Below are 24,511 nucleotides of genomic sequence, written 5' to 3'. Positions count from 1 at the left end.
CATGCAATGTCACTGACTCACATTGCCACGTGATACCCTGCAATATTATTTGCCAATGAAAAAATCCGTAAAGGACGCAATAATGCAACTAAGAAAAATAACCTAAGCAACAACTCAATGGATTCTTTGACTCATTTAAGTTTCTTCTTGATTATTGATACCCCCACTAAACATCGGGAAGAGCAAGCTAATTGCCTTTTAGTAGTGAAGCATGAAAAGTTAAATGTTCTTCAATAAAACTCGCAATAAAATAGTAACTGTGATCATAACCTTCCTGCATCCGTAAATTAAGATCAACTGAAGCATTCAAGCAGGCCTGCTGAAATAGCTCAGGTTTTAATTGTTCTTGCAAGTAAGGGTCTTGAGTTCCCTGATCTATTAATATCTTTTTATGTGGCCATCCCCTTTCTACAATGAGATGACACGCATCATACCCCCTCCATTGTTCCTCATCTTCACCCAAATAACCAGTAAAGGCTTTTTGTCCCCATGCACATTGAGTAGGGGCACAAATAGGAGAAAATGCAGAAACCGAACGGTATTTTTTTGGGTTTTTAAAAGCCAAAGTTAAGGCTCCATGCCCTCCCATTGAATGTCCAAAAATACCACATGCTTGTTCGTCAAGAGGGAAATATCGCTGGAGTAAATTAGGTAACTCCTCACACACATAAGTGGACATTTGATAGTATTTTTCCCATGGATCTTGCGTTGCATCCACATAAAAACCAGCCCCGATTCCAAAATCATAACTATCTTGATCTCCTGGCAAGTGAACTCCTCGAGGACTGGTATCAGGAGTAACCAATGCAAGGCCTAATTGAGCAGCCATACGTTGTGCACCCGATTTAGTAATAAAATTTTGTTCTGTACACGTTAATCCAGACAACCAATATAAGACAGGAACACATTGTGTGTGTATTTGTGGTGGCAAAAAAATTCCGAAACGCATCATACAATGATTTACTGAAGATTGATGTGCGTAAACCCGTTGAATACCTCCAAAACAATAGTGCTCTTCGATTAGATCAATAGTCATTTATTCAACTCAACAAAGATTAAAAAGTGAGAACTGTTCGAATAGATTCACCTTTATGCATTAAATCAAAGGCATTATTAATTTGTTCTATCGGTAAAACATAAGTAATTAAATCATCTATGTTAATCTTTCCATCCATGTACCAATCGACAATTCTAGGAACATCGGTGCGACCTCGTGCCCCCCCAAATGCTGAGCCTTTCCATACCCTTCCGGTAACTAACTGAAATGGTCGGGTTGAAATCTCCTGTCCTGCTCCAGCAACTCCGATAATTGTGCAGATCCCCCAACCCTTATGACAACATTCAAGAGCTTGGCGCATCAGTTTTACATCACCAACACATTCAAAACTATAATCAGCCCCTCCTTTAGTAAGCTCTACAAGATGTGCCACTAAATCATCACCAACTTCCTGGACATTAACAAAATCGGTCATCCCCATCTTTTGAGCTAAAGCCTGACGTTTGGGGTTAATATCAACGCCAACGATTTGTTCTGCTCCAACCATCCGAGCACCTTGAATTACATTAAGCCCAATACCACCCAAACCAAAAACAATAACTCGCGCTCCTGGAGTAACTTTGGCGGTATAGAGTACAGCGCCGATGCCGGTGGTCACACCACATCCGATATAACACACCTTGTCAAAAGGCGCATCTTTACGGATTTTTGCCACTGCAATTTCAGGTAAAACAGTATAATTTGCAAAAGTTGAAGTCCCCATATAATGAAATAATTTTCTACCATTAAGACTGAAGCGACTTGTTCCATCAGGCATTAGTCCCTGACCTTGTGTTGACCGAATAGCCTGGCAAAGATTTGTTTTCTGCGAAAGACAATAGTCACATTGGCGACATTCAGGAGTATACAGAGGGATGACATGATCCCCTGGCTTTAGAGAAGTTACATCAGGACCAACCTCAACAATAACACCCGCACCTTCATGGCCTAAAATCGTCGGAAAAATACCCTCTGGATCAGCACCGGATAAAGTAAAGGCATCTGTGTGGCAAACACCGGTTGCCTTAATTTCAATAAGAACTTCACCTTGTTTGGGGCCTTCTAATTCAACCATTTCGATTGCTAATGGCTTCCCAATCTCAAAGGCCACTGCTGCTTTTACTTGCATCCAAACTCCCCTATATATTCACTTTGAATAGGAATATCCACAAAATAATTAGATAATCGTAACACAATAACCATGTTGAAAAAAATTAATTTTTTTTAAATTAAGGCATTGAAATTAAAAAAGAAATTTTAGTATCGGCACTCTATCTGAAACTCTTGCCTGGTATGATCATTATTTATTTATTTTGAGTACTCTTTTATACTTAACTATTAGAGACACACTATCAATTTTTCGGAAAAAACAGGGCATGATCATTAATAGTGAATTTAAGCCTGCTAAATGGCTTAAAAATCAGCATGGGCAAACTCTGTTTCGAACTTTTACAAATCGATTACAAGCCCCTGTCAATTTTTGTGAGCGCGTTGAGTTACCGGATGGTGATTTTATTGATTTGGCCTGGAGTACGGGCAATTTAAATAACCATTCCCCATTAATTATTCTACTGCATGGATTAGGCGGTAGTATCAATTCAGCATACGTTGCCAGTTTATTTAATTCATTCAATAGATCTGGCTACCGAGCCGTTTTAATGAATCTTCGAGGAGCAAATGGCCCTAATCGTTTGCCGCGTTTTTACCATGGAGGTGATACGAGCGATTTTGCTTATGTTCTAAGTCAATTAAAATTGCGAGAACCTGCAACAAAAAAAGCTGTGGTTGGAATTTCATTAGGTGGTAACATACTCCTCAAATGGTTAGGAGAAACAGGCCAACAATCTTTAATTGATACAGCTGTTGCAGTTTCTGTGCCCTTTCAACTAAACACTGCCGTTCAAAAGATAAATAAAGGATTTTCTCGGGTCTATCAAACCCACTTATTGGAGCGATTGCGAAATCTTTTTTTACAAAAATTAAATATCATCAATCATCAGCTGACACTTACGAAACAAACATTACTGTCCATAAAAACACTGTATGAGTTAGATGAACAAATTACAGCCCCATTAAATGGTTTTTCGAGTGCTCATGAGTACTACCAGAAATCAAGTTCAAGGCAATACCTATGGAATATAACAACACCTACATTGATTATTCATGCTTTAGATGACCCTTTTATGACCCCTGATGTAATTCCAAAGCTTCATGAATTATCATCAGATATTCTTTTAGAGATAAGCCAGTATGGAGGGCATGTAGGGTTTATTGCGCAAAACACTCGATACTGGTTAGAAGAGCGCATCCCATTTTTTTTGAAAGATCACTTGGATTCATCTTCTTGATTATTACTTAAAAGAAGGAATAACATTTTTTTGAAATAGTTAAGAAAAGCCAAAGTCCCAACCTCTTCTACGACTTGCATCACTTTATTGCCCCATTGTTTACGTTCGGTTTTCCACCCTATAAAAAAGGCAGAAGCAATAAGAACTACGACTCCCAAATGATAATGAGTTAATTTACTTTGAACAAAATACTCTTTATGCTCCGTCAGCTCTTTCTTCTGACCTTGCAACACTTTATCCATCTGAGCAATTTGTGCAATGATCTGTTTTCTTGAGTTTTTCATGCTCAGTACTCTGTTGTGAAAAATATTCTCTGGTTTTTTGAAAACTCATATTAGTTAAATTATAAGACAGGTATTTAGTCAGTCCTAGCAATAGCCCTATATTCAGCAGTAAAATGAGAAAAAGGGCTAAAACAAGGCTTTCAGAAGACAATGCAACAAAATATCCTAGTAAAAACATTGCAGTTAACCACACAGTGATAAATATTACTAACAGCATGCATATATTCAACAATAAAGGAAAAACACTAAGCCCAGCCAACCTGGCCTCAAGACGAAATACAGACAATACTGTTCTAATAGTAGATATTTTTGCTGCAATAAGAGCTTCTAATTGTTTGAAAGCTTCCATTATTTTTTCATAAGCTTGGATAATAAAAATCCTATCCCACCAGCAATCAAAACAGAAGATAATGGATTTTCTTGTATCTTCTTTAATATATGATCGGAATACTCTTTAATGCTCTCTTCCACATCGGTTGCCTTATGAATTCCCTCTTCGTAAAGGTTATTAACTTTCTTTTTTCCTTCTTTTAATAATTGACTGGCGGCTGCTTCTATGTGTTCTTTTGGTGTGTATACTTGATTTTCATTAGAGCTTTTCATGTTAATACCCTCCTTAGCATAAGTCCATTGATTCAAAATAGTATGTATAATATTAACTATAGTTATTGGAATAGATAAATCAATAAATTTTATTGCAAATGACTTCTAGCCATTCCTCTATATAAGAACGGTTCAAGACAACTTTTTATTTTTAAATCAATTTTTACATCAATCCAATTTATTTGCCACAAAATAAGGTGGGGATTATTTTGCATTCATCACTTGATTGAAAATAAGTCTTGCCAGTCGTTGTAATGGTACATGATTAGTATTTGTGAGAATGATGATGCTCACATGATCATCAAGATGTCGCTCTATCCAACTGCTGTAACCTCTTATAGCCCCATTTTTGAATGCGCGATGCTTGCCATTGATAGAAGACACTTGCCATCCTAAAGACCAAGCCCAGTTTTGATTACCAGCAGGTTCCCCGTTTGTTAAACGGACTGGTGTCCACATTTGACGATAAGCGGCGGGTGTTAATATTTTTCCTGCAGACATAGCATTATCCCATTTTGCCATATCACTGATATTTGATACGACTCCACCAGAACCTCCCATCTGCTGCCATGACTTTTGATTGGGATTGGGAATAATCTGTCCCTCTTTAGTTTGATATCCTGTTGCCAAATTTGGTGGAAAGAGTGAGTTGGGTAACCCTGTATGATTCATACCTAAAGGAATAAAAATGGTGTGTGATAAATAATCAATTAATGATTGGTGACTTACATTTTCAATAGCACGTCCCAACACCACAAAACCGAAATTATTGTAGGCTACTGCGGTTCCAGGTTGAAATTGCATATTTTTCTTTGCCAGTTCTTTCCATTCTTTTATCCAAGGTAAATGTGGCCCGGAATGTTGAGGAATACCACTGGAATGAGACAGTAATTGTATAATAGTCACATTACGCCATTGCTGGGGAGCTTTAGGCACATAGTCCAGGATAGAGTCACTCAAATTCATTTTTCCTTCTTGTACCAAGGTCATAAGCGCAAAAGAAGTAATTACTTTAGAAACCGAACCAATACCAAAAAGTGTTTTTTTATCTACAGGGGTTTTTGTTGCAAGATTGGCGTAACCATACCCTCTAATGAGGAAAGGCTTGCCATCTTTGAGTACGGCTAAGGATAATCCAGGAACATTATTATTTTGCATAAAAACGGTTACTGTATGATCAATCTTTTGCTTTATTACTTCTGGAGCTGCATTGGTAAACTTACAAGGTAAAAAAATAGTCAGGCAAAGTAGAAGTACTAAATTTTTTGTTAACATATTTAAATTACACTTTTGTGGGTCAGGATTCGGATATTTTTTATGCACCAAAAATTATTTTGTAGTCCTTCAATTTATCCAGTCGAAAACATCATCTAAAAAATAACAGAAATAATTTAGATCAACTATATTTTATTTATCCTAGGATATCTCTTCATGAGAGTAAACAGCTGCATCACCTTCTCCTTATAGTTGTTATTTTAAGGGAGTGGTTTGTGATCCATAACATATAGAAAAGGGAGATAAATATGTTGAATATTGATACAGAAACCATTTGTGATCTTCTTGATAAAGCACGGCAATTTCAAGCTAAGGAAGAAGTTAGTTTTCCCGAGGAAACAGCTGAAATGGACTCACTTTATGTTTTGGCTGATCATCAAGACGACCCAGTATATCAAGAAGTAGTTGAATACATTGATGATTTACGTCCCGATCAGCAAGCAACTTTAGTCGCATTAATGTATTTAGGTCGTGGCGATTATAGCCAAGATGAATGGGAAGATGCCTTTAATTTTGCGCAGGATGAATTAACAAAATGCACCGGCGAATATTTATTATCAAGGCCGTCAGTAGCAGATGATATTGAACGGGGATTAAATATATTGGGTATCTCCTACCGAGAATAATTTAATCCTCGATAACAAATCAGAATATGGCTCTAAACTTTTTCTCTTTATTGATCCATCGAAATGGATTGTATCGTTGCCCCCTAATTTCTTTATCCATATAGGGTTATGTCACTTGCTTTTTCCAAATAAAAAGAGTTCTTGTCAAATTATACTGCTTTATGCAATGATTATTATTGAAACACTTCGATGATGATTATGACACAATGATAATTTTAGGAGGGGCTAAGATGAAGCGATTTTTTACAATGAATAAGGGAATTATAACACAAAAAAAAACTCAACCATTTTTATCCTCTCGAGCTTTTTCCCAATCAATCCTTTCCGCAGGCGAAAATAATTTATTACCAATTCCTAAAATAAATAAAAAAATGGCCTTGAGCCCTGCTACAAAAATACCCGATTCAAGTTTTTTTGAAAAATTAAAAAAAGAAGAACACAAACAATTTTCACACAAAAGACGCAGTAGATTTAGTTATAACGACAACCAAAGCGCCGCACTTTCATTACCTTATTCAAATGATCAATTAGTTACGAAACAAAATGATCCAGAAGAACTTCTAGCACTCTCAAAAGCATCAATAATTGAGCATGCGAATCGACGGGTTGATTTGTTTTTTTACACATTAATTGCTTATTATAAAACATATTTTTTCCCAACATATACGCAAACTACATTACAATATGGTAGAGGCCGAACAATCGATGATGGATGCATCACTGAAGCATGTCATAGCAGCTTCACTCCTTCATTACTTGACAATACCATCTATCAAAACAAAGAAACTGGAGAAAAACTTAAAAGTTTGTTGTCTAATACACACTTTCTGGATAACTTAAACTCAACTGTCGAGTTACCCTCATTTGTTAATGATCTCGATGATGTGTTAGAAAATACCTGCAGACCGCAATGCTTAGAAATTATTCGCCGCACGTCTATTGGTGAAATTAATCCCATTGAAGGATTAACTATTTTTCTCAAAATGATGCATGAAGTTTTGCGAGATCTTAAAGAAAAAGCTGAGCCTAAAACCACATCATGTTTTTCACAGCACTCTTTTCTAAAACAAAAATCAATAAATCCTGTCTTAATTGATCTTGTAACAACTGGAACATTATCGGATACATTTTCTGATGAAACGCAGACAGTTACTGATGAATACATTCAACTTTTATTGAGAATGAAACCCGAAGAAAAAAAACTATGTGAAAAAAAAGGGAATAAAGAAAAAGCATACTTAAAAAAAATAACAGAGATACAAGAAGAAATTTTGTATTCAAAAAGCGATCAGATTTTAATAAAACCCAATTAAAAATAGCTCACTTGCATCGCAGCAATAAAATAACAGTCGTAGTGATGCAAGGAGTCTCCTATTATCTTACTTCACCATGATTCAAGTAAAGGATATTACCTATGGCGAAATTTTTTTTATTTGCATAAAATGATATTTTTACTGCAACTATAATCACTTTTACCCTGGCGGCTATTTATGGATATTCATACAGTTGTTGAAGCGCAGAGAAAATTCGCTATGGCAGGGCAAGCTAAAAAGATTCTTTTCCGAAAGCAGCAACTGCAAAAATTAAAGGATATTCTCAAGCAAAAAGAACAAGAACTTTTTCAAGCTCTTTATGCAGATATTAAAAAATCTCAATTTGAAACCTATTTGACTGAGCTTGCATTGATATATCATGAAATTGATAAAGCCATTAAATATGTCGCCAAATGGTCAAAACCAATAAAAATAAGAACAGGATTGGTAAATCAACCTGGGAAAAGTTTTATCCTTCCTGAACCTTATGGGACTACATTAATTATTGGAGCATGGAATTACCCCTACCAACTTACTTTAAGCCCTTTAGTCGCAGCGATAGCTGCAGGAAATACCAGCATTATTAAACCCAGTGAGTTAACAAAAAATACATCATCTGTAATCGCTCAAATTATCAATCAAAATTTTGATTCTGACTATCTTCATGTAGTAGAAGGTGGTGTTGAAATCACTCAAGAACTTCTCAGCCACCGTTTTGATAAATTATTTTTTACTGGAAGTACAGCTGTAGGGAAAGTTGTTGCTAAAGCCGCAGCAGAACACCTAACGCCTGTAACGCTCGAATTAGGTGGAAAAAGTCCATGTATTGTTTTTAGTGATGCGGATCTGAAAACTTCCGCGCAGCGCATTGTCTGGGGCAAATTTTTAAATGCGGGTCAAACATGTATTGCACCTGATTATCTTCTTGTCGAAGATTCAATCTATCATCCTCTGTTAGCAGAGCTAAAAAACCAACTCAATAAAATTATAGGCCCGAATCCTATTGATAGTGAAAGCTATGTACGCATTATTGATCAAAAACACGTACAGCGCTTGAAAAAACTTATAGACCCACAAAAAGTATATGTAGGTGGCCAAGTCATCGAAGCAGAAAATTACATTGAGCCAACTATTCTAAAGGATGTGGATTTCACAGATGAAATTATGAAAGAAGAGATTTTTGGCCCTATTTTACCGGTAATTCCATTTTCAGAACTAAAACCCATTCTTCAAGAACTAAAAGCACGCCCACGTCCCCTAGCACTTTATGTCTTTGGAAAAAATCAGCAACTGCCAACCCAAGTCATCCACGAAGTTTCTTTCGGTGGAGGTTGTATTAATGATGTACTGATGCATATTTGTGATTCTAACCTTCCTTTTGGTGGAGTTGGGGAAAGCGGGATGGGAAGTTACCATGGTGAGGCAGGCTTTAAAAGCTTTAGTCACTTCAAGAGCATTGTGAAAAAATCCTTTTGGTTTGAGCCACCAATTAAATATAAACCTTATAATCAACTTAAATTAAGAATAATTCGCGCGCTGTTAGGTTAATTTACTACAAAGTAAACATGCTATGAAATTGCTCATTAATAGGGCTTGGGGCTTATTATTAGTGTCCTTTGTTTGTCAAACAACACATCCAGAAACACAAAGTTATGGGAGCTTTTGGTTAACCGGAACCTTTATAGGCCCCATAACTCGAAACCATGAGAAATGGAAATATTATCTCGAACCGCGATTAATCGTGCTGGATGACCGCTATGGCCTTAGTGAACTCCATTTTTATTACGCCACTGGATACCAACTTAGCTCTAAATTCACTCCTTATATAGGTGCAGCTTACTTTTTATCTGAAAATACGGAAGGCGTTATTTCTCATGAAAATGTGATCTGGCAGCAGTTTTTATGGAATATTTATAAAACTGATTTTGTTAACATATCGAATCGCTCTCGTTTAGAGGAGAGAAAAAATACACTTCACTATGAATGGGCAACGCGCTTAAGAGAGCAAATAACTCTTAAAATCCCTGTGCATAATACAAAATACTCTCTTGTAACCTTCGATGAAAGTTTTTTAAATTTTAATCATCCACCATGGGTAAGTGATAAATTTTTTGCTCAAAATCGTTACTTTTTTGGTATAGGCAAACAACTGTCTACAGCCACAAATCTGGATATTGGATATATAAATCAGATTAAATTCGAACGTCAAAATTTGAAAATTTTAGACAATGGTTTGTACATTAAACTTAATGTGAGTCAATAAATTGAAGCCTGGCTTATCCTTTTAGCAGAATTCTCACGCTAGCATAGCTTAACTTTTATTTACGCCATCAATTTCCCTGCTCTTTAAAAAACCTAGATAAATAAAAATTTAAAACAATATTTTTTTCTTATCAAAATGAATCATATAAATTCACTTTTACAAATAAAAATTCTACCTTGTAGATGACCAATAATAGGTCTATAACTTTAAAATAACAATGAGAATTAAATATGGCAGAGAAGACTAGAGACAAAGCTGTTTATCATCAAAAATCTACAGGTCTCCTATCTGTGGATTCAAATACACTAATTCTCACACATATTATCAAAGCCCTACCCGGGAGTGTTTATTGGAAGGATACAGAAGGAAGATATTTAGGATGCAATGATACTATGCTTGAAATGGTCGGAATGAATTCAGTAATAGGTAAAACCGATTTTGACATGCCATGGGTAGAGTCCGCTGAAACAATACGCAATAATGACCTAAGGGTAATGGAGCTAAATTCTTCTTTAGAAATGGAAGAAACAGCAACCTTAGCTGATGGGCAACAAGTTACCGTATTAACTAAAAAAACTCCGTTAAGAGATGATCAGGGAAATGTCATAGGTATTATTGGTGTCTCTTTGAATATTACCCACCGCAAACAAAGAGAAGAACGTCTTCGTTCAAACCAAGAAAATACTCAATCTACATTAGAAAACATTATTGCGCATATGCCGGGTCATGTTTATTGGAAAGATAAAAATGGCGTTTATCAAGGATGTAATAATCTTCAAGCACAAAGTGCTGGATTGCAATTTGGCTATGAAGTTGTTGGAAAAACTGACTTCGATTTACCCTGGGAAAAAGAGCAAGCAGAGTTGATTCGCAAAAATGATCGCCAAATTTTGGAAACTGGAGAAACAGAAGTGATTGAAGAAATCATTCAAGTAAAGGGAAAAGAAGCCATTTTTTTAAGCCATAAATCACCAATACGCAATAAAAATGGTGAAATCATAGGCGTATTAGGGATGTCTGTTGACATTACCGAGAGAAAAAAAATCGAAGCTGAGCTAAATATTGCTAAAGAAAAGGCTGAAACAGCAAATCGTGCCAAGACAGAGTTTCTTGAAAATATGCGCCATGATATTCGTACCCCACTAACTGGCATTGTCGGGTTCTCCGACATCATTAAGGAGGAAGCTCAAAATCCTCGCATCAAAGAATATGCAGATAACCTGGTAGCCTCCAGCCATGCTTTACTTGATTTTATGGATGAAGTTCTTGAAGCAATCCATGTAAGCTCGGGCGAAATACCTAGAGTGAAAAAAAAATTTGAATTACAAAACCTATTACAACATTTGATTGATTTAAATAAAGCTAAAGCATTTTCTAAGCATCTTGAGTTATCGCTTGATTTTGATAAAAATATCCCTAAATATCTCATTGGTGACAATATTCGCATTCATCGAATTATACTCGAGCTGCTTACTAATTCGTTAAATTTTACTGATTCCGGTTTTGTAAAATTGACAGCTCAACTTGCCAAACAAGAAGGTCGTGAAGTCATTCTGAAGTTTATAGTAGAAGACACTGGTATAGGTATTCCCCAAGACAAACAACAAGAAATTTTTCTTCAATTCAAAAAACTCACCCCTTCTTACAAAGGAATCTATAAAGGAGCGGGTCTTGGTCTTGCAGTGCTCAAACAATTTGTTGATGAGTTAGATGGAGAAATTTATGTCAAAAGTACTGTTTCCAAAGGAACAATATTTACCTGCATCATCCCATTAAAAATGGCTCTTTTAGAAGATGATACTGGTGTTGACCAAGATTTTGCTGATCTAAAAAAGATAAATCTAAAACATAAGACGGAAAGCAATATCAATAAATCCGATATCACAACATTGTTTCAACACCGAATTTTAGTCGTTGAGGACAATCCAATTGCACAAATTGTAGCGAAAACATTCCTCAATCAGTGCGACTGTCATGTAGATATAGCTATTGATGGGCAATCTGCCTTAACCTATTGGAGACAAAATAAATATGATTTGATATTTATGGATATAGGTTTACCCGACATGGATGGTTATCAAGTAACGCATCACATTCGTGTACAAGAAATTGCGAAAAATCTCCATACCCCAATCATTGCCCTAACAGCCCATGTAGGGGATGAAAACAAACAACGATGTATTGAGTCAGGCATGAACGCGGTCATCAATAAACCATTAACCCCTAAAAATTGTCGTGATATTTTGAATACTTTTATTCCTTCAATACAAACTCCCAAGATCGAAGCCGCTGATTTATCTAATTCAGAAGCACGTTTTTTTGACCTTTCCGCATTTCCAATATTCGACATTAAAGAAGGAATTAAAACAACTGGCACAGAAAAAACACTTTTTGACATGCTCAAACTTATGCTTGAATATTCATTAGCTGAAGACAGTTCTATGCTAAAAAAAGCACATGCTCAAGGTGATTGGGAAGAAGTGCAAAAATTTGCTCACAAAATAAAAGGCGGCGCTATATATGTCGGTGCCACCCGCATGAAAATTGCTTGTCAATATCTAGAGAATTGCTGGAAAAATGGCCAACATGAATTATTAGAGAAATTATATCAACAAGTTCTTCAAGTAATTGATGAAAGTCAGACTGAAATTAGTTCATGGATAAAAGACAGGAAACTCTAAAAAATCACTTTGTTATTGCAACGACCATTTTATACTTCAAACATAATAATTACTTAATATTTCTACATTATAATGGCTCCATATAACTACAGAGTGAGTCTAAACATGCCTTTTAGAATAGATAATCCTGGTGGTGGTGATTGTGGATTTTATGCTTTCGCAATAGGTTTAATCCATGTAATTCAACAAGAATATTATTCTAGTGGAAAAAGCAAAACTTTTAATCGCTGGAAAAAAGAAGGTCTTGGCATGAGTCTTCAAGACATCCTGGCTATAGACTTAGATTGGTTAGCTTGTTTACCTTACAGTTACAAAAAAGATCAGCTAATTGCACTACAAATGTCTTTAAGAAACATTACGGTTAATGTCAATAAAGAAGATCTGTTAAACCGAACATACATAGAATTAACCTCAAATGAGGAGCAAACTAAGGTTGAAGGTTCAATTGTCTATGGCAAATTCATGGAGTTAGTACAATTTTATTTAAGAAGAAACCGCAGCTTAGAGCAGATAAGCCAGTATAATGAATTAGCATTATCTCCTGAGGTGTTGCAATTAGCGCAAAATACCGCTCGTTCACTTCAACCAATACTTAGAGGGCAACCCTTTGACAAAGCACAAAAAATCGAAAATGCTTATGTGAAAGAAGCGCTGTTAATTGACGTACTGTCTATGAACAGCAGAAATTCTCATTCTATTATTTTAAACGGAATTGAAAAAATTAAGCATAGGGGAAGATGGGCCACGCATAGTGATTTAAATGAAATTGCAGATAGACTAAAAGTAAATCTCCATGTTGCTGGTCAAATTAATGGCACCCCTATCCCTGGTTATCCCACAATCGCCTTAAATAATGAAGGCAATACGCATTGGACAACTACTGTCGAGCAATTATTCGAACATAAACCCCGGGAAATTTCTGCTAAGCGAGTTACTGAACAAACAGAATTAGTCCCACCAGAAAAACACCAAAAAACAGATCATGAGACATGGACTTATCCCTTAAAAACAAATCAAGTTATTGACACCCCGGAAGAAAACTATAAAAAGCATCTCGATAATCTCTTCGATGCAACGAAAAATCAACGTTTCTTTGCCACCCCAACCCGGAGTAAAATCAATGTTGCTTCAATTGATAATGCAAGGGCTACAGTAAAAGAAACTGATGAATCATTTGCTACCCGCTTACAAGAAGCAGAGCTACGACGAATTTTAAGCTACTAATTTTTCTTTTCCCCAAGACATTAAAAGTCTTGGGGGATAAAATCAATTTTTGCGTTATCTAAAAAATTTATTTTACTTATTCTATAATCCCAACTTTACTATTAATAATTGTAGTGAAACTTCTTCAGCGCCTTAAGGATAATTCTGATGCATCCTATTCAACGTTTCATTGATGCACAACAAGGCAAAGATTTTTATCCTTCCTACCAAAGCGCTTATGCAGAAATCAAAGCAGGCAAAAAACAGAGCCATTGGATCTGGTATATTTTTCCTCAACTAGCTGCCCTTGGATATAGTTCTACTGCTAAATATTTTGGCATAGTAGATCTGAATGAAGCTTGTGAGTTTATACAACATAAAGAACTTTTTAATAATTATTACGAAATGGCTCAATTAGTATTACGTCAACTTGAAAAAACTCCTATCACCGTATTAATGGGGGGAACAATTGATGCTCTAAAACTCACATCCAGCTTAACCTTATTTCGAGAAGCTGCTGCGTTTCTTTTAAGCCAAGGTGCTAACTACCACGACTTCATGAGCCTCATAGAATGTTGTGATCAACTTTTTAAAAAACTTTCAAATCAAGGTTATTTTCCATGCAAGAAAACTCAGCTTTTTGTTCAATCATGCTTACCCCAAAAATAATCATTTGAATTCAAATCCTGCCAAATCCGTTTAATGTTAATTTGTGCAGAAACAGATCGGAAAACATGGGAACAGAAAAAAATTAACTCATGAATAAGGATATAAAGTCATTCATCAGGCCCCAGACGAGACGCAAGTACAATAAGCTGAAGGAGTTTACTTGCCTGAGGGATTGGGTGGAACGAGCATACATTTTATATATAGAACTTAAAAGGCCAATACATAACAACTAATTCAAGAACTATAATGTATATACATCCTTTAATTAACGCAGGCTCTCAATAAAAAATACGGAGCATTTATCCATATTCGTTCGGATTACAGATCACTTACATTGACTTAAGGAACTTTTAGCTGGCCTCACACAAGCCACAGGCAAAAGTTGACGGGTGTGAGGAAGGTATAGGTACAGCGAAACGTCACCCTCTGCGCAAGCAGGGAGTCTCTGAAAGCGATGCCGCATGAGGAAATGTCCGGCAAGGCTTGTTATTTTTTGAGACCTCTCGCTGTTGTGGCAGGTGACAGGTATGATAAAAATTTAGGTACAAAAACGTCACCCTCTGCGCAAGCAGGGGGTCTGTGAAAGCGAGGTTGTAAGAGGAAATGTCCGGCAAGGCTTGTTGTTTTTGAGGTCTCTCACTGTTGCGGAAGGTGACAACAGGCGTGAGGGATTTAGGTACAGCGAAACGTCCGCCTCTGCGCAAGCGGGTGGTTTATTGACGCTATGGCTCAGGTAGACGCCTGACCCTAATTTGTTCCATGTTATTCTATCTCAACGATAATGGCGCTAATATATTTATTGATTAAATTGAAGGATGTTGATGAAACATTTAAAATAGAACATTTATGAGGTTTGCTTTGGTTTCTAACATTTACAGCAGTTCTTATTTAAAATTACCCGCTGATTTTTATGAGGTAATTAATCCCACACCTATTGCAAGTCCCTCTTTAGTTAAATTCAATCATGAATTGGCCTCTTTTCTTAGAGTGCCCCACATATCTCCTGCTAATGAGAAAAAATATCTACAATTTTATGCGGGAAATTGGATTCCAGCACATCTTAAGAGCATTGCATTGGCTTATGCAGGACATCAGTTCGGTTATTATGCACCTCTTTTAGGTGATGGTCGTGCAATTTTGCTTGGGGAAGCATGTAGCGAAGAAGGAAAACGATGGGATATTCAATTAAAAGGAGCCGGCAGAACAAAGTTTTCTCGAATGGGTGATGGTAGAGCCCCATTGGCCTCGGTTTTAAGAGAGTATCTCATCAGTGAAGCAATGAATGGTTTAAAAATTCCCACCACTCGTTGTTTGGCGGCGATTGCAAGTGAAGAGCAAATTTATCGCCAAAATGGTCCTGTACCTCTAGGTGTCTTAACTCGAATAGCTTCGAGCAGTTTACGAGTAGGTTCATTTGAATATGCGGCATCACTCAAAGAGCCTCATTTATTAAAATCATTAGCTCACTACGCACTCGAACGACATTATCCTGCACTTTTAGAAAGTGAAAATCCTTATCTTGAATTATTTAAAGCCGTTGTTGATCGCCAAGCCAGCCTCATTGCTGAGTGGATGGGTGTCGGTTTTATTCATGGGGTTATGAATACAGACAACATGACCATATCTGGGGAAACCATTGATTATGGTCCTTGTGCATTTATGGATGAATTTGATTTTGATACTGTATTTAGCTCCATTGATGTTACTGGTCGATATGCTTTTGGCAATCAAGCTTCCATTGCCAAATGGAATTTAGCTCAATTTCAGCATGCATTAGTGCCTTTATTTGATCCAAATGAAAAACAAGTGTTAACTCAATTACACGAGATATTGGATTCATTTAAAGATCGTTTTTATTATTACTGGGGTATAAAGGTAAGAGAAAAATTGGGCTTAATTGGTGAAAACAATCAGATTGCAGAATTAGTTAATAATTTTTTTAGTTTAATGCAGCAATATAAGCCTGATTTTACCAATACTTTTCGTCTTATGAGCAATGCAATTGACTCTCATAACGAACAAATAAATCTACTAAAAGCCCTAGGAGATCAACCCCAGAGTAAGCAATGGCTATCTGATTGGTTAAATCAAATCAAACAACAAGAGGTTGACCTCCAAAAAATAAAAAACAGAATGGATCAGGTAAACCCCGCTTATATTCCTAGAAATCATTTAGTAGAAAATGCAATAAAAGATTTTATTGAAAAAAAAGACAGCACTTTAATGGACACTCTTTTAACCGTATTGAAAAATCCTTTCCAACAACAAAAAAATACAGAACATTTACAATGTTTACCCTTAGCACATGAACGTGTATGCCAAACTTTTTGTGGAACTTAATAAAAATTTGTTAGCGCAGGCCCATTCTTTTTTGTGATGAGGTTCAAATACTCTCGAAAATATTGACACGCCATCGTTATTGGTTACCATCCAAATTGATCGATGCTTTCTTTGAGTTTTGGATGGAGGATTTGCTCAAAACCCGGTGCCAACTGCTGCAGTTTTTCTTTATTTTTAGCAACAAAAAAAGATGTGGTATGAAACAAAGCTGGGGTGATACCTTAAAACCAAAACGAACGTAGGCATTCGTATCTATCCTACTTAAAGTTGGATTTAATTTCCGATTTTTATCCTCAGCATCAACCAATATAACTTGCTCCACACAAGGATAGCGATTTTGAATGGCTTTACGTTGTTCGGGACTCATTTGATTTAATTCTTCAACCGATAAAGACACTCTTGCAACATTTTGGGGGATTGCGTTAAAAATAAGCGTTAATTCTTCTGCGCTCTTTTTCCAAAAATCATTCCCCTCTAAATCAAGCGAAGTCACCGTTTGCGAAATAGCTTCAAAGGCTTGAACCAACTCAGCCCTTGATTTTTTGTAAAGCACATTCCAGCTTAAATCAAGGGTGTTCACCCCTTTAGGAATGGCTGCAAAGGATTGGGCTAATTCTGTACCTGATTTTTCGTAAAAGTAATTCCTGCTTAGATCAAGAGTGCTCACCCCTGGTGGAATGGCAGCAAAAGCTTGTGTTACTTCATTCTCAGACATGGTTCCAAGGTTTTTTATGACGTAAATCATCTTTATTCTCGAGTAAATTTTGGGCTTTATGCTTTTAGTGCCAAAAATGAAGTATATCTCTAGCCAATTGAGACAAAACATATTGAAAAAATGAACAAAAACCGGTAAACAGATATCATCTCTTCGCTGGTATAAAGTACCAATATAAATACCTTGTCCTGATTTTTAGTATCAGTGACAAAGACATTCTAGGTATGCTTTATCTCAGCATCAAACCCGTTTATTCATGAAAACCAGGTAAGTACCAGTCCTCCGAAATATCCTTAAGGAGAAGATCAGTTGCAGTAATTAAAGGGATTTCAATTACTCCCTTTAATTATAGGGGCGATATTGTATTATATAGATAGTTTAAATTCTATTACGAATCTAACTGATCAAATAATAACTTAAATTACTTTTTGATAAAGAACTTCTTTTAATAGAGCACCACCTTCATAAAACTCTTCCAGTTTGGTTGCACTTGTTACTTCAAATCCCAGGGCATCGTAAAACTTCCGCGCTTGATGATTGTCTTCAAATACCCATAAAAGTACTTTTTTATATCCTAATCTCGTAAGTTCAGATATAGCAGCCATGCATAATTGAGTTCCCAATCCCTTGCGCCAATAATCAGGATGCAAATAAATTGCTTTAATTTCTCCCATTGAACCATCAGTACCAAAATTATGAAAAGCACCTATACTCGCAAAACCAACAATTTGCTGATTGATTTCAATGATTAATACTTTTACATCTTGCATTATTAAATCATGCCACTGTTGCGTCCGTTCTTGTAAGGATAGGTTTTGTAATATCGTTTCTGGAATAAAATCTTTGTACATCTTTTGCCAAGAATAGATGTGAATTTGTGCTATAGCCGCAGCATCTTCCAAAGCAGCTGTTCTAATCTTTGACGTTGTTACGTATTGAGTCATAATAAAAACCTTAGAGAAGTCTTTGCTTCTTTAATTTATTTTGAAATTTAATGTTTAAATGACCTATACCCGATATGCTATGTTAGAATGGAAAAATTGTCACTAAAAAGGATTTAAATATGGCCAAAACGAATCACTCAGATCAAATTATATTCAGTATGTTTGCTGTATTGATTGCAACCACTGTAAATGCAGGTACTGTGACTAGTGATATTTATACAACTAATGGAACTTCAGCAGGGAAAGTTGTTTTTGAAGACAGTCAATACGGTTTACTCATTAAACCCCAACTAACAGGACTACCGGCAGGTATTCATGGTTTTCATATTCACCAACATCCAGATTGTGGTGACCATGCTATGAATGCAGGGGGGCATTTAGACCCTGCAAATACAAACAGTCACCAAGGTCCGTATGGCCAAGGCCATCTGGGTGATTTGCCAGTACTAATGGTCGATAGTAAGGGAACCGCAATAACCCCTCTACTAGCACCTCGTTTAAAAACCAAAGACATTCAAGGACATTCTATTATGGTTCATGAGGGTGGAGATAACTATAGTGATAATCCTCCTTTGGGTGGTGGAGGTACGCGTATTGCTTGCGGAAAAATTTCTTTATAATCCCAGAATGATCAAAGTATCATTCTGTAAATAAAAATAAAAAGAGATGTATTATGCCTTATAGAGATAGTTTTTTTTCAAATGTCAGATACAGTTGGAATCAATATAATTCATTAAGAAATAAATATTCGCAATTGATTCCTATTCCTCAACAGTCCTACTTCAGGCCAATTAAAACTTTAGATGAATTTACCAGTTTACTGGCATGCCCCATTTATAACCCTCTTTGGTTAGGTATCAATGCGGCATTATTTTTCTTGAAAAGTTTGATTCATTTAATCGCAACTTTATTGTTAGTTGTTCCTGCCTTATTATTATCGGTTTTTAGCCCTAGTTCAGAAATTAGTTCCAGCACAAGCTCTGCATTTAAGCAATCTCTGGCAAATACAGTGGTTGATGCAACTATGGGTATTATTGCCACTTGTGCGGCGCTTGTTTCTCTTGTATTTAATCCTATTTACTTGATGACTCGTTGTCTCACTACAGTCGTATCTCATTTAAATGAAGTAACTGAATCGTGCTGTGATTTAAACATCGCTCGATTATGATTTATCAAATGACATATATAGGCTATAAAATGAAATGCCCATGAGTCACAAAGCAATTGGTTTATCACCAAATACGAGAGTGAGCTTCCCCACTCTCGTTTCATAATCCTAATTCATTATTTAGTGTGTGTTGTCCCATCTACACAAGTACAAGTACCACTTCTTTTTGTGATATCAATGATGCACGATTTAACTCCTTGGTGTGCTTGACAAAAACGCTCACAATTTCCTTGCTGAGTTGCATTGCACACTTTCATGTCATCTGCAACTGCTAAGAGAGGACTAAAATACATGCCTATACTAAGTACAGCAACTAAAGGTCTAATAAACATTTTTTCTCCTAGTTTTAAAGTAAACTTTTTCTATTCTTGGGCGAATGGTATTTGTATCTCAAGGAGATTAGTCATCCTTTCGCGTTATTGAAATAACCTTATAAAGTTCTTTATTATGCTTTTCTTTAAATTTTTAAAATCAAACCAACATAATTATGATCGAAATCATAGGACTAAAAAAGAGAGATTATGCATTTTTATGAGGTTATTTATTGCTGATTAAAAAGATTTTTGTCGAAAGTCATATCTATGTTTTATAATATAATAAATAGCTTTCTCGATTAAAACTTCCAAGAAGTACCATGAATGACATCAAGATAGAACAATTACAAAGCTTAGTGGATGCAGCAAAAAAAAACATTGAGTCTTCTGAAAAAATCCTAGATGAACTTTGTGAAGATTCCAAACCAGCTGAAGTATCTTTTATGGAAGATACAGTGTACTCCATTCAATTAGTGCTTCAATATAGATTTAGTTGCCAAGATGCACTAGCAATACTTTTTCAACTTGATCAAAACCTTCTTTATCTCTTAGGGATACAACCACAACACACCGCTAAAATGAATTTTGATCGATTAGCTTATGCTTTAGGCAATGATGATTTAAAACAAATGATTCATGCCCTCTCTCTACTCGTGAGTGCTTTATTAAAAATTACCAACCATTATCAAAAGGGGCACGTCCAATTTGGATTAAAATCAAATAAACCAGTAAAGCAAAATTCAATTATTAAAGGGATGCAGAAACTAATCTCGCTTAACAACCATTTCATAAGCATAATTCAACAACTCCAAAATAACGTAAAACTGCTTTTAGAACACCAATCCATTGGACCAATTTTTGATCATATAGCTGCCCTTAGAGGACCTATTTCTCAATTTTATCAAGCAATATTAAATGGCATAGGTGAGGCGAAAGAACTTTATGAAAAAATTAATTTAAATCAACCCATAAATAACAAAGTTGATCTGCTTTTAAAACAAGCAGAAGAAGTACTTCAAATCATGCCCTCTATATATAAACCACGTCCCCAATATACTTTATACCCAGCCCCAAAAATATCTTCAGAACAATTAGAACAACGCGCGACTGCAAAACGCTTACGCCCATTTTTTTAAAAAATTTGAATAAATGGCCAGACAACGTCCCCGAAGTCGTTTTAGGCCTGCTCATCCGTTGATAATGCGAGGATCACCGCAATTACCTCGTTCTATGTATCAGTGCGTGAAATAAATTCAGAAACGTTTCCCTATATTTACTGAATCTTAAGTTCTGTGGCCATATACAACTTTACCCCTCCTTGGTTGACTAAATCCTTTACCACAAAATCGTGGGGACATAAGCTTACAGGAGAAGTAAATAAAAATTACAGGTAACACCCTACCCCATCATAGCCAATAACATGACATTCTTTGTAAGCACGTTGATCGAGGCGATAACTTACCGAACCATAATGAGCAATAATACTGCCATTTTTAGTTTGCTCTATATGAGGTTTTTGAAAACTATCCATAGATTCACAAGCAGTGTTGTCTAATATCCAAGTAACACCCTTCAAAACAACACGCGACTTACCTGGTGTTAATGAATTTTTTCCACAATTCTGCATCGTTAAACTTTCGATTTTTGGGGATGAAAAGAGTAAATCATATCCTGCTGCTGCAGCCTTAACAGCATTTTCAGCATCCAAAATTCCATGACCACAAGGTTTCTTCCCAACACAAGATTTATTCGAGTCAGAACTTACTCCAAAATCGTGTGTTGTCATATAAAGTAACTGTTCAATTTGCTCCGAGCCAAGTTCTTTATTACTTGCTGCAAGAATTAATCCCGCAACACCTGCAACATGGGGAGTTGCCATACTCGTTCCTTGATAAAAATCAAAGCCAGAACCTCCATAGCCACCTCCTGGATTCACTGTGGATAATATACCTCCCCAAAGTCCGTAGCGTTTGTCTCCTCCTGGAGCGGCTAAAGTCACACTAGGGCCATAGTTAGAAAAATAGGATCTAAGACCCTCTGGCCCAGTAGAAGCGACTTTAATAGTTCCATTACAAATTGCCGGGGCATTAAAATGCTCCCATACATTATCATTTCCAGCCGCCACAGCAAGAACCGCCCCATTATCACGTGCAAAAAATACTGCCTCTTGTAACGCCTGATCACAATAGTCAATTTCTTCATTCGGTCCTTTATCCACACCGAAACTCATATTCAATATTTTTGCCGGATGGATATTTTTGGGAACTCCGGGAACATCGCCACCTACAGCCCAATAAATAGCATTGATTACAGAACTTTCATAGAACATTCCATTACTGCCAGGGATTTTCAGCGGAAGAATTTTTAAGTCTTCACCCATGCCACTCATAACATGACCATAACCTGCTATTGTTCCTGCTACATGGGTACCATGATAGGATCTGGTCTCATCCATTAAATTATTATTATTCCCAGCAAAATTCCAACCCCATATATTACCAGCATCATCTTTAACAAGGTTATTTATTAAATTTTCATTTAAGGCTATTCCAGTATCTAATACTGCAACTACTACGGGCTCTTTAGACAAACCGGTAGTATAAAACCAAGCACCATCTCGGGAACCTGGCTTAGATTCCAACATGATTCCCGCAGGGCGAGAAAACTCATCCCATTGAATTTCATGTGATAGTATATTACCAGCATCCAGAATTTCAGGATCGGGAACAGGCTTAAAATAACTTACTCGGTCTTTTACTGCATATAAAACCTGGGGATTTTTACGCAGACGCTCCAAAACCAGGGAAGTAGTATCTTCATTATCCATTTCTTTAGAAAAAGCGCTATTTGTAGCATCTAGAATTAATAAATAGGCTCCATTCGCCATAGGATTTAATTGCTTCACTGGTAATTGGGTGCTTTGTTTTATTTGCGACTTTAAAGAAGAAACGCTCGTTATTTGCTCTTTATACTTGATAATCACTCGGACAGAATCATGTGCGGATGTCGCAAGAGCATTATGGGCGATAGACAATAGACCAAGACTTAAAATCCCTAACTTCAACATGCAAAATCTCCTTATAAAAATGCATAGCCAACCAGTATGCATTAAGATAAATCGCAAAACAAGATCAAAATTATCTCAAAATGGTGCTGCCCTATACGTCATGTTTTAAACTTACGTTTAGGTTATTCGCAAGGATTTTTTTAAGAGTTCACGGAATTAAGGCTACCAGAATAAGCAGCAAATGTTACGCATATTAGGCGCAGTCTTAATACAGTGTATCGGTTGGTTAAGTTTGGGGGAACGCGTTATTTTCAATAACAATTAATGAGCAAGCCTGATTTGTTGAGCCCGTATTACGGCTACGCCTAATACGGGCTACGTATTACTTATACATTAATAACGATAATGATCTGGTTTATAGGGGCCTTTAATATCAACGCCTAAATATTTAGATTGTTCATCGGTTAATTGGGTTAGCTTCACACCTATGCGACCTAAATGCAACCGGGCGACTTTTTCATCCAATAGTTTAGGAAGAACATAAACTTGTTTTTCATATTGATCAGCATTTTTGAATAATTCAATTTGAGCTAAAACTTGATTGGAAAAAGAGGCGGACATCACGAAACTAGGGTGGCCCGTTGCACAACCTAAATTAACCAAACGACCTTCGGCTAACAGTATAATGCGTTTCCCATCAGGAAAAATAACATGATCCACTTGGGGTTTAATATTTTCCCATTGATATTTTTTCAAGCTTTGTACATCGATTTCAGAATCGAAATGGCCAATATTACATAAAATAGCTTGATTCCGCATTCTTTTCATATGCTCATGCGTGACTACATGATAATTACCTGTAGCAGTAACCACAATATCTACTTGTTCTGCAACATCATCTAAAGTAACAACTCGGTAACCTTCCATAGCCGCTTGAAGCGCGCAAATTGGATCAATTTCAGCAACTAAAACAACAGCACCTTGACCCCGTAGAGCCTGAGCACAGCCTTTACCTACATCTCCATATCCTAAAATAAGAGCAACTTTTCCTGCAACCATCACGTCTGTGGCTCGTTTTAAACCATCCAATAAAGATTCACGACAACCGTATAAATTGTCGAACTTAGACTTGGTTACAGAATCATTTACATTGATTGCAGGAATGCTTAGCTCACCATGTTTAGCCATTTCATACAAGCGAGCAACACCGGTAGTCGTCTCTTCAGAAACTCCTTTAATATTGGGTAATAATTGCGGATATTTTTGATGAATAATTTGTGTTAAATCACCGCCATCATCTAACAATAAATTAGGTGCCCAATTATTGGGGCCGGCCAGCGTTTGTTCCACACACCACCAATATTCTTCTTCCGTTTCACCTTTCCAGGCAAATACAGGAATTCCTTTAGCCGCAATAGCAGCAGCAGCATGGTCTTGAGTGGAGAATATATTACAGGAGGACCAACGAACTTCAGCCCCCAAAGCAACCAGAGTTTCAATAAGTACCGCTGTTTGAATGGTCATGTGCAAACAACCTGCGATACGGGCGCCTTTTAAGGGCTTTGTTGCACCATACTCTTCACGTAAAGCCATCAAACCGGGCATTTCCGTCTCTGCTATAGCAATTTCTTTACGTCCCCAAGACGCCAGCGCCATGTCTGCAACTTTATAATCATGGATCATATTGCCTCTTACTCCTACTTTATCGACTAACTCCATCAC

The 24,511-nt window shown here is 36.5% G+C and carries 23 protein-coding genes; 12 read left to right on the top strand and 11 right to left on the bottom strand.

The features are described from left to right. Nucleotides 1-187 precede the first annotated feature (187 nt). Both fghA and EKG34_RS02805 read right to left on the bottom strand, forming a co-directional pair. On the bottom strand, nt 188-1,036 hold the full coding sequence (gene fghA / locus EKG34_RS02810; RefSeq protein WP_003635794.1) for an S-formylglutathione hydrolase: 849 nt from the start codon (nt 1,034-1,036) through the stop codon (nt 188-190). Nucleotides 1,037-1,055: 19 nt separating this feature from the next. Beyond that, nucleotides 1,056-2,165 (bottom strand): S-(hydroxymethyl)glutathione dehydrogenase/class III alcohol dehydrogenase, encoded by a 1,110-nt coding sequence (locus EKG34_RS02805; RefSeq protein WP_003635791.1) that lies wholly within the window; start codon nt 2,163-2,165, stop codon nt 1,056-1,058. A 247-nt stretch (nt 2,166-2,412) separates the two neighbouring features. Between EKG34_RS02805 and EKG34_RS02800 the strand changes: the two genes are divergently transcribed. After that, nucleotides 2,413-3,384: a hydrolase gene (locus tag EKG34_RS02800; protein WP_003635789.1), complete on the top strand. Its 972-nt coding sequence runs from the start codon at nt 2,413-2,415 to the stop codon at nt 3,382-3,384. Here the strand turns inward: EKG34_RS02800 and EKG34_RS02795 are convergent. The 4 genes from EKG34_RS02795 to EKG34_RS02780 form a co-directional block, all read right to left on the bottom strand. Further along, nucleotides 3,363-3,617 (bottom strand): hypothetical protein, encoded by a 255-nt coding sequence (locus tag EKG34_RS02795; RefSeq protein WP_225316926.1) that lies wholly within the window; start codon nt 3,615-3,617, stop codon nt 3,363-3,365. The two genes, EKG34_RS02800 and EKG34_RS02795, sit on opposite strands and share 22 nt — an antisense overlap. A gap of 1 nt (nt 3,618) precedes the next feature. Further along, complete coding sequence (locus tag EKG34_RS02790; RefSeq protein WP_003635784.1) at nt 3,619-4,017, bottom strand: hypothetical protein; 399 nt, start codon at nt 4,015-4,017, stop codon at nt 3,619-3,621. Continuing rightward, complete coding sequence (locus EKG34_RS02785) at nt 4,017-4,271, bottom strand: hypothetical protein (RefSeq protein ID WP_003635783.1); 255 nt, start codon at nt 4,269-4,271, stop codon at nt 4,017-4,019. Before EKG34_RS02785 ends, EKG34_RS02790 begins: the two co-directional genes overlap by 1 nt. Before the next feature lie 204 nt (nt 4,272-4,475). After that, on the bottom strand, nt 4,476-5,546 hold the full coding sequence (locus EKG34_RS02780; RefSeq protein WP_003635781.1) for a serine hydrolase domain-containing protein: 1,071 nt from the start codon (nt 5,544-5,546) through the stop codon (nt 4,476-4,478). A 248-nt stretch (nt 5,547-5,794) separates the two neighbouring features. Here EKG34_RS02780 and EKG34_RS02775 point away from each other — a divergent pair, with 248 nt between their 5' ends. The 8 genes from EKG34_RS02775 (at nt 5,795) to EKG34_RS02740 (ending at nt 16,641) form a co-directional block, all read left to right on the top strand. After that, on the top strand, nt 5,795-6,172 hold the full coding sequence (locus tag EKG34_RS02775) for a DUF3775 domain-containing protein (protein WP_003635780.1): 378 nt from the start codon (nt 5,795-5,797) through the stop codon (nt 6,170-6,172). A 230-nt stretch (nt 6,173-6,402) separates the two neighbouring features. Beyond that, nucleotides 6,403-7,485, top strand: coding sequence for a hypothetical protein (locus tag EKG34_RS02770; protein WP_003635779.1), 1,083 nt, complete (start codon nt 6,403-6,405; stop codon nt 7,483-7,485). 177 nt (nt 7,486-7,662) lie between these two features. Beyond that, the gene (locus tag EKG34_RS02765; protein WP_003635778.1) at nt 7,663-9,033 is read left to right on the top strand and encodes an aldehyde dehydrogenase; all 1,371 of its coding nucleotides are present in this window, start codon (nt 7,663-7,665) and stop codon (nt 9,031-9,033) included. A gap of 22 nt (nt 9,034-9,055) precedes the next feature. Further along, nucleotides 9,056-9,748 carry a DUF2490 domain-containing protein gene (locus EKG34_RS02760; RefSeq protein WP_003635777.1) on the top strand — a complete coding sequence of 231 codons (693 nt, stop codon included), beginning with the start codon at nt 9,056-9,058 and terminating at the stop codon, nt 9,746-9,748. A gap of 230 nt (nt 9,749-9,978) precedes the next feature. Next, complete coding sequence (locus EKG34_RS02755; protein WP_080619956.1) at nt 9,979-12,429, top strand: PAS domain-containing sensor histidine kinase; 2,451 nt, start codon at nt 9,979-9,981, stop codon at nt 12,427-12,429. A gap of 105 nt (nt 12,430-12,534) precedes the next feature. Continuing rightward, nucleotides 12,535-13,653 (top strand): hypothetical protein, encoded by a 1,119-nt coding sequence (locus tag EKG34_RS02750; RefSeq protein WP_003635775.1) that lies wholly within the window; start codon nt 12,535-12,537, stop codon nt 13,651-13,653. Between the two features lie 147 nt (nt 13,654-13,800). After that, a complete protein-coding gene (locus tag EKG34_RS02745; protein ID WP_003635774.1) occupies nt 13,801-14,301 on the top strand; it encodes a DUF1810 domain-containing protein in 501 nt (166 codons plus the stop codon). An 846-nt stretch (nt 14,302-15,147) separates the two neighbouring features. Then, nucleotides 15,148-16,641: a protein adenylyltransferase SelO gene (locus EKG34_RS02740; RefSeq protein ID WP_003635772.1), complete on the top strand. Its 1,494-nt coding sequence runs from the start codon at nt 15,148-15,150 to the stop codon at nt 16,639-16,641. 76 nt (nt 16,642-16,717) lie between these two features. Here EKG34_RS02740 and EKG34_RS02735 read toward each other — a convergent pair whose 3' ends face one another. Together EKG34_RS02735 and EKG34_RS02730 are read right to left on the bottom strand one after the other, a co-directional pair. Further along, the gene (locus tag EKG34_RS02735) at nt 16,718-17,356 is read right to left on the bottom strand and encodes a hypothetical protein (RefSeq protein ID WP_223800047.1); all 639 of its coding nucleotides are present in this window, start codon (nt 17,354-17,356) and stop codon (nt 16,718-16,720) included. A gap of 416 nt (nt 17,357-17,772) precedes the next feature. After that, nucleotides 17,773-18,300 carry a GNAT family N-acetyltransferase gene (locus EKG34_RS02730; protein ID WP_003635770.1) on the bottom strand — a complete coding sequence of 176 codons (528 nt, stop codon included), beginning with the start codon at nt 18,298-18,300 and terminating at the stop codon, nt 17,773-17,775. A gap of 119 nt (nt 18,301-18,419) precedes the next feature. On the opposite strand from EKG34_RS02730, the gene EKG34_RS02725 reads away from it, so the two are divergent. Continuing rightward, entirely contained in the window at nt 18,420-18,920 is a 501-nt protein-coding gene (locus EKG34_RS02725) for a superoxide dismutase family protein (protein ID WP_003635769.1), read from the top strand. Nucleotides 18,921-18,973: 53 nt separating this feature from the next. Next, a complete protein-coding gene (locus EKG34_RS02720; protein WP_003635768.1) occupies nt 18,974-19,468 on the top strand; it encodes a hypothetical protein in 495 nt (164 codons plus the stop codon). 116 nt (nt 19,469-19,584) lie between these two features. On the opposite strand, the gene EKG34_RS02715 is transcribed toward EKG34_RS02720, so the two are convergent. Next, nucleotides 19,585-19,800, bottom strand: coding sequence for a hypothetical protein (locus EKG34_RS02715; protein ID WP_003635767.1), 216 nt, complete (start codon nt 19,798-19,800; stop codon nt 19,585-19,587). Nucleotides 19,801-20,102: 302 nt separating this feature from the next. Between EKG34_RS02715 and EKG34_RS02710 the strand changes: the two genes are divergently transcribed. Further along, nucleotides 20,103-20,918: a hypothetical protein gene (locus EKG34_RS02710; RefSeq protein WP_003635766.1), complete on the top strand. Its 816-nt coding sequence runs from the start codon at nt 20,103-20,105 to the stop codon at nt 20,916-20,918. 248 nt (nt 20,919-21,166) lie between these two features. Here the strand turns inward: EKG34_RS02710 and EKG34_RS02705 are convergent, their stop codons facing one another. Further along, complete coding sequence (locus EKG34_RS02705; protein WP_003635765.1) at nt 21,167-22,849, bottom strand: S8 family serine peptidase; 1,683 nt, start codon at nt 22,847-22,849, stop codon at nt 21,167-21,169. 333 nt (nt 22,850-23,182) lie between these two features. Continuing rightward, the gene (gene ahcY / locus EKG34_RS02700) at nt 23,183-24,508 is read right to left on the bottom strand and encodes an adenosylhomocysteinase (RefSeq protein ID WP_003635764.1); all 1,326 of its coding nucleotides are present in this window, start codon (nt 24,506-24,508) and stop codon (nt 23,183-23,185) included. Between the last annotated feature and the right edge of the window lie 3 nt (nt 24,509-24,511).

The sequence above is a fragment of the Legionella longbeachae genome (assembly GCF_004283175.1).
Taxonomy (GTDB): domain Bacteria; phylum Pseudomonadota; class Gammaproteobacteria; order Legionellales; family Legionellaceae; genus Legionella; species Legionella longbeachae.
This window is presented reverse-complemented; position numbering and strand designations above follow the sequence as displayed.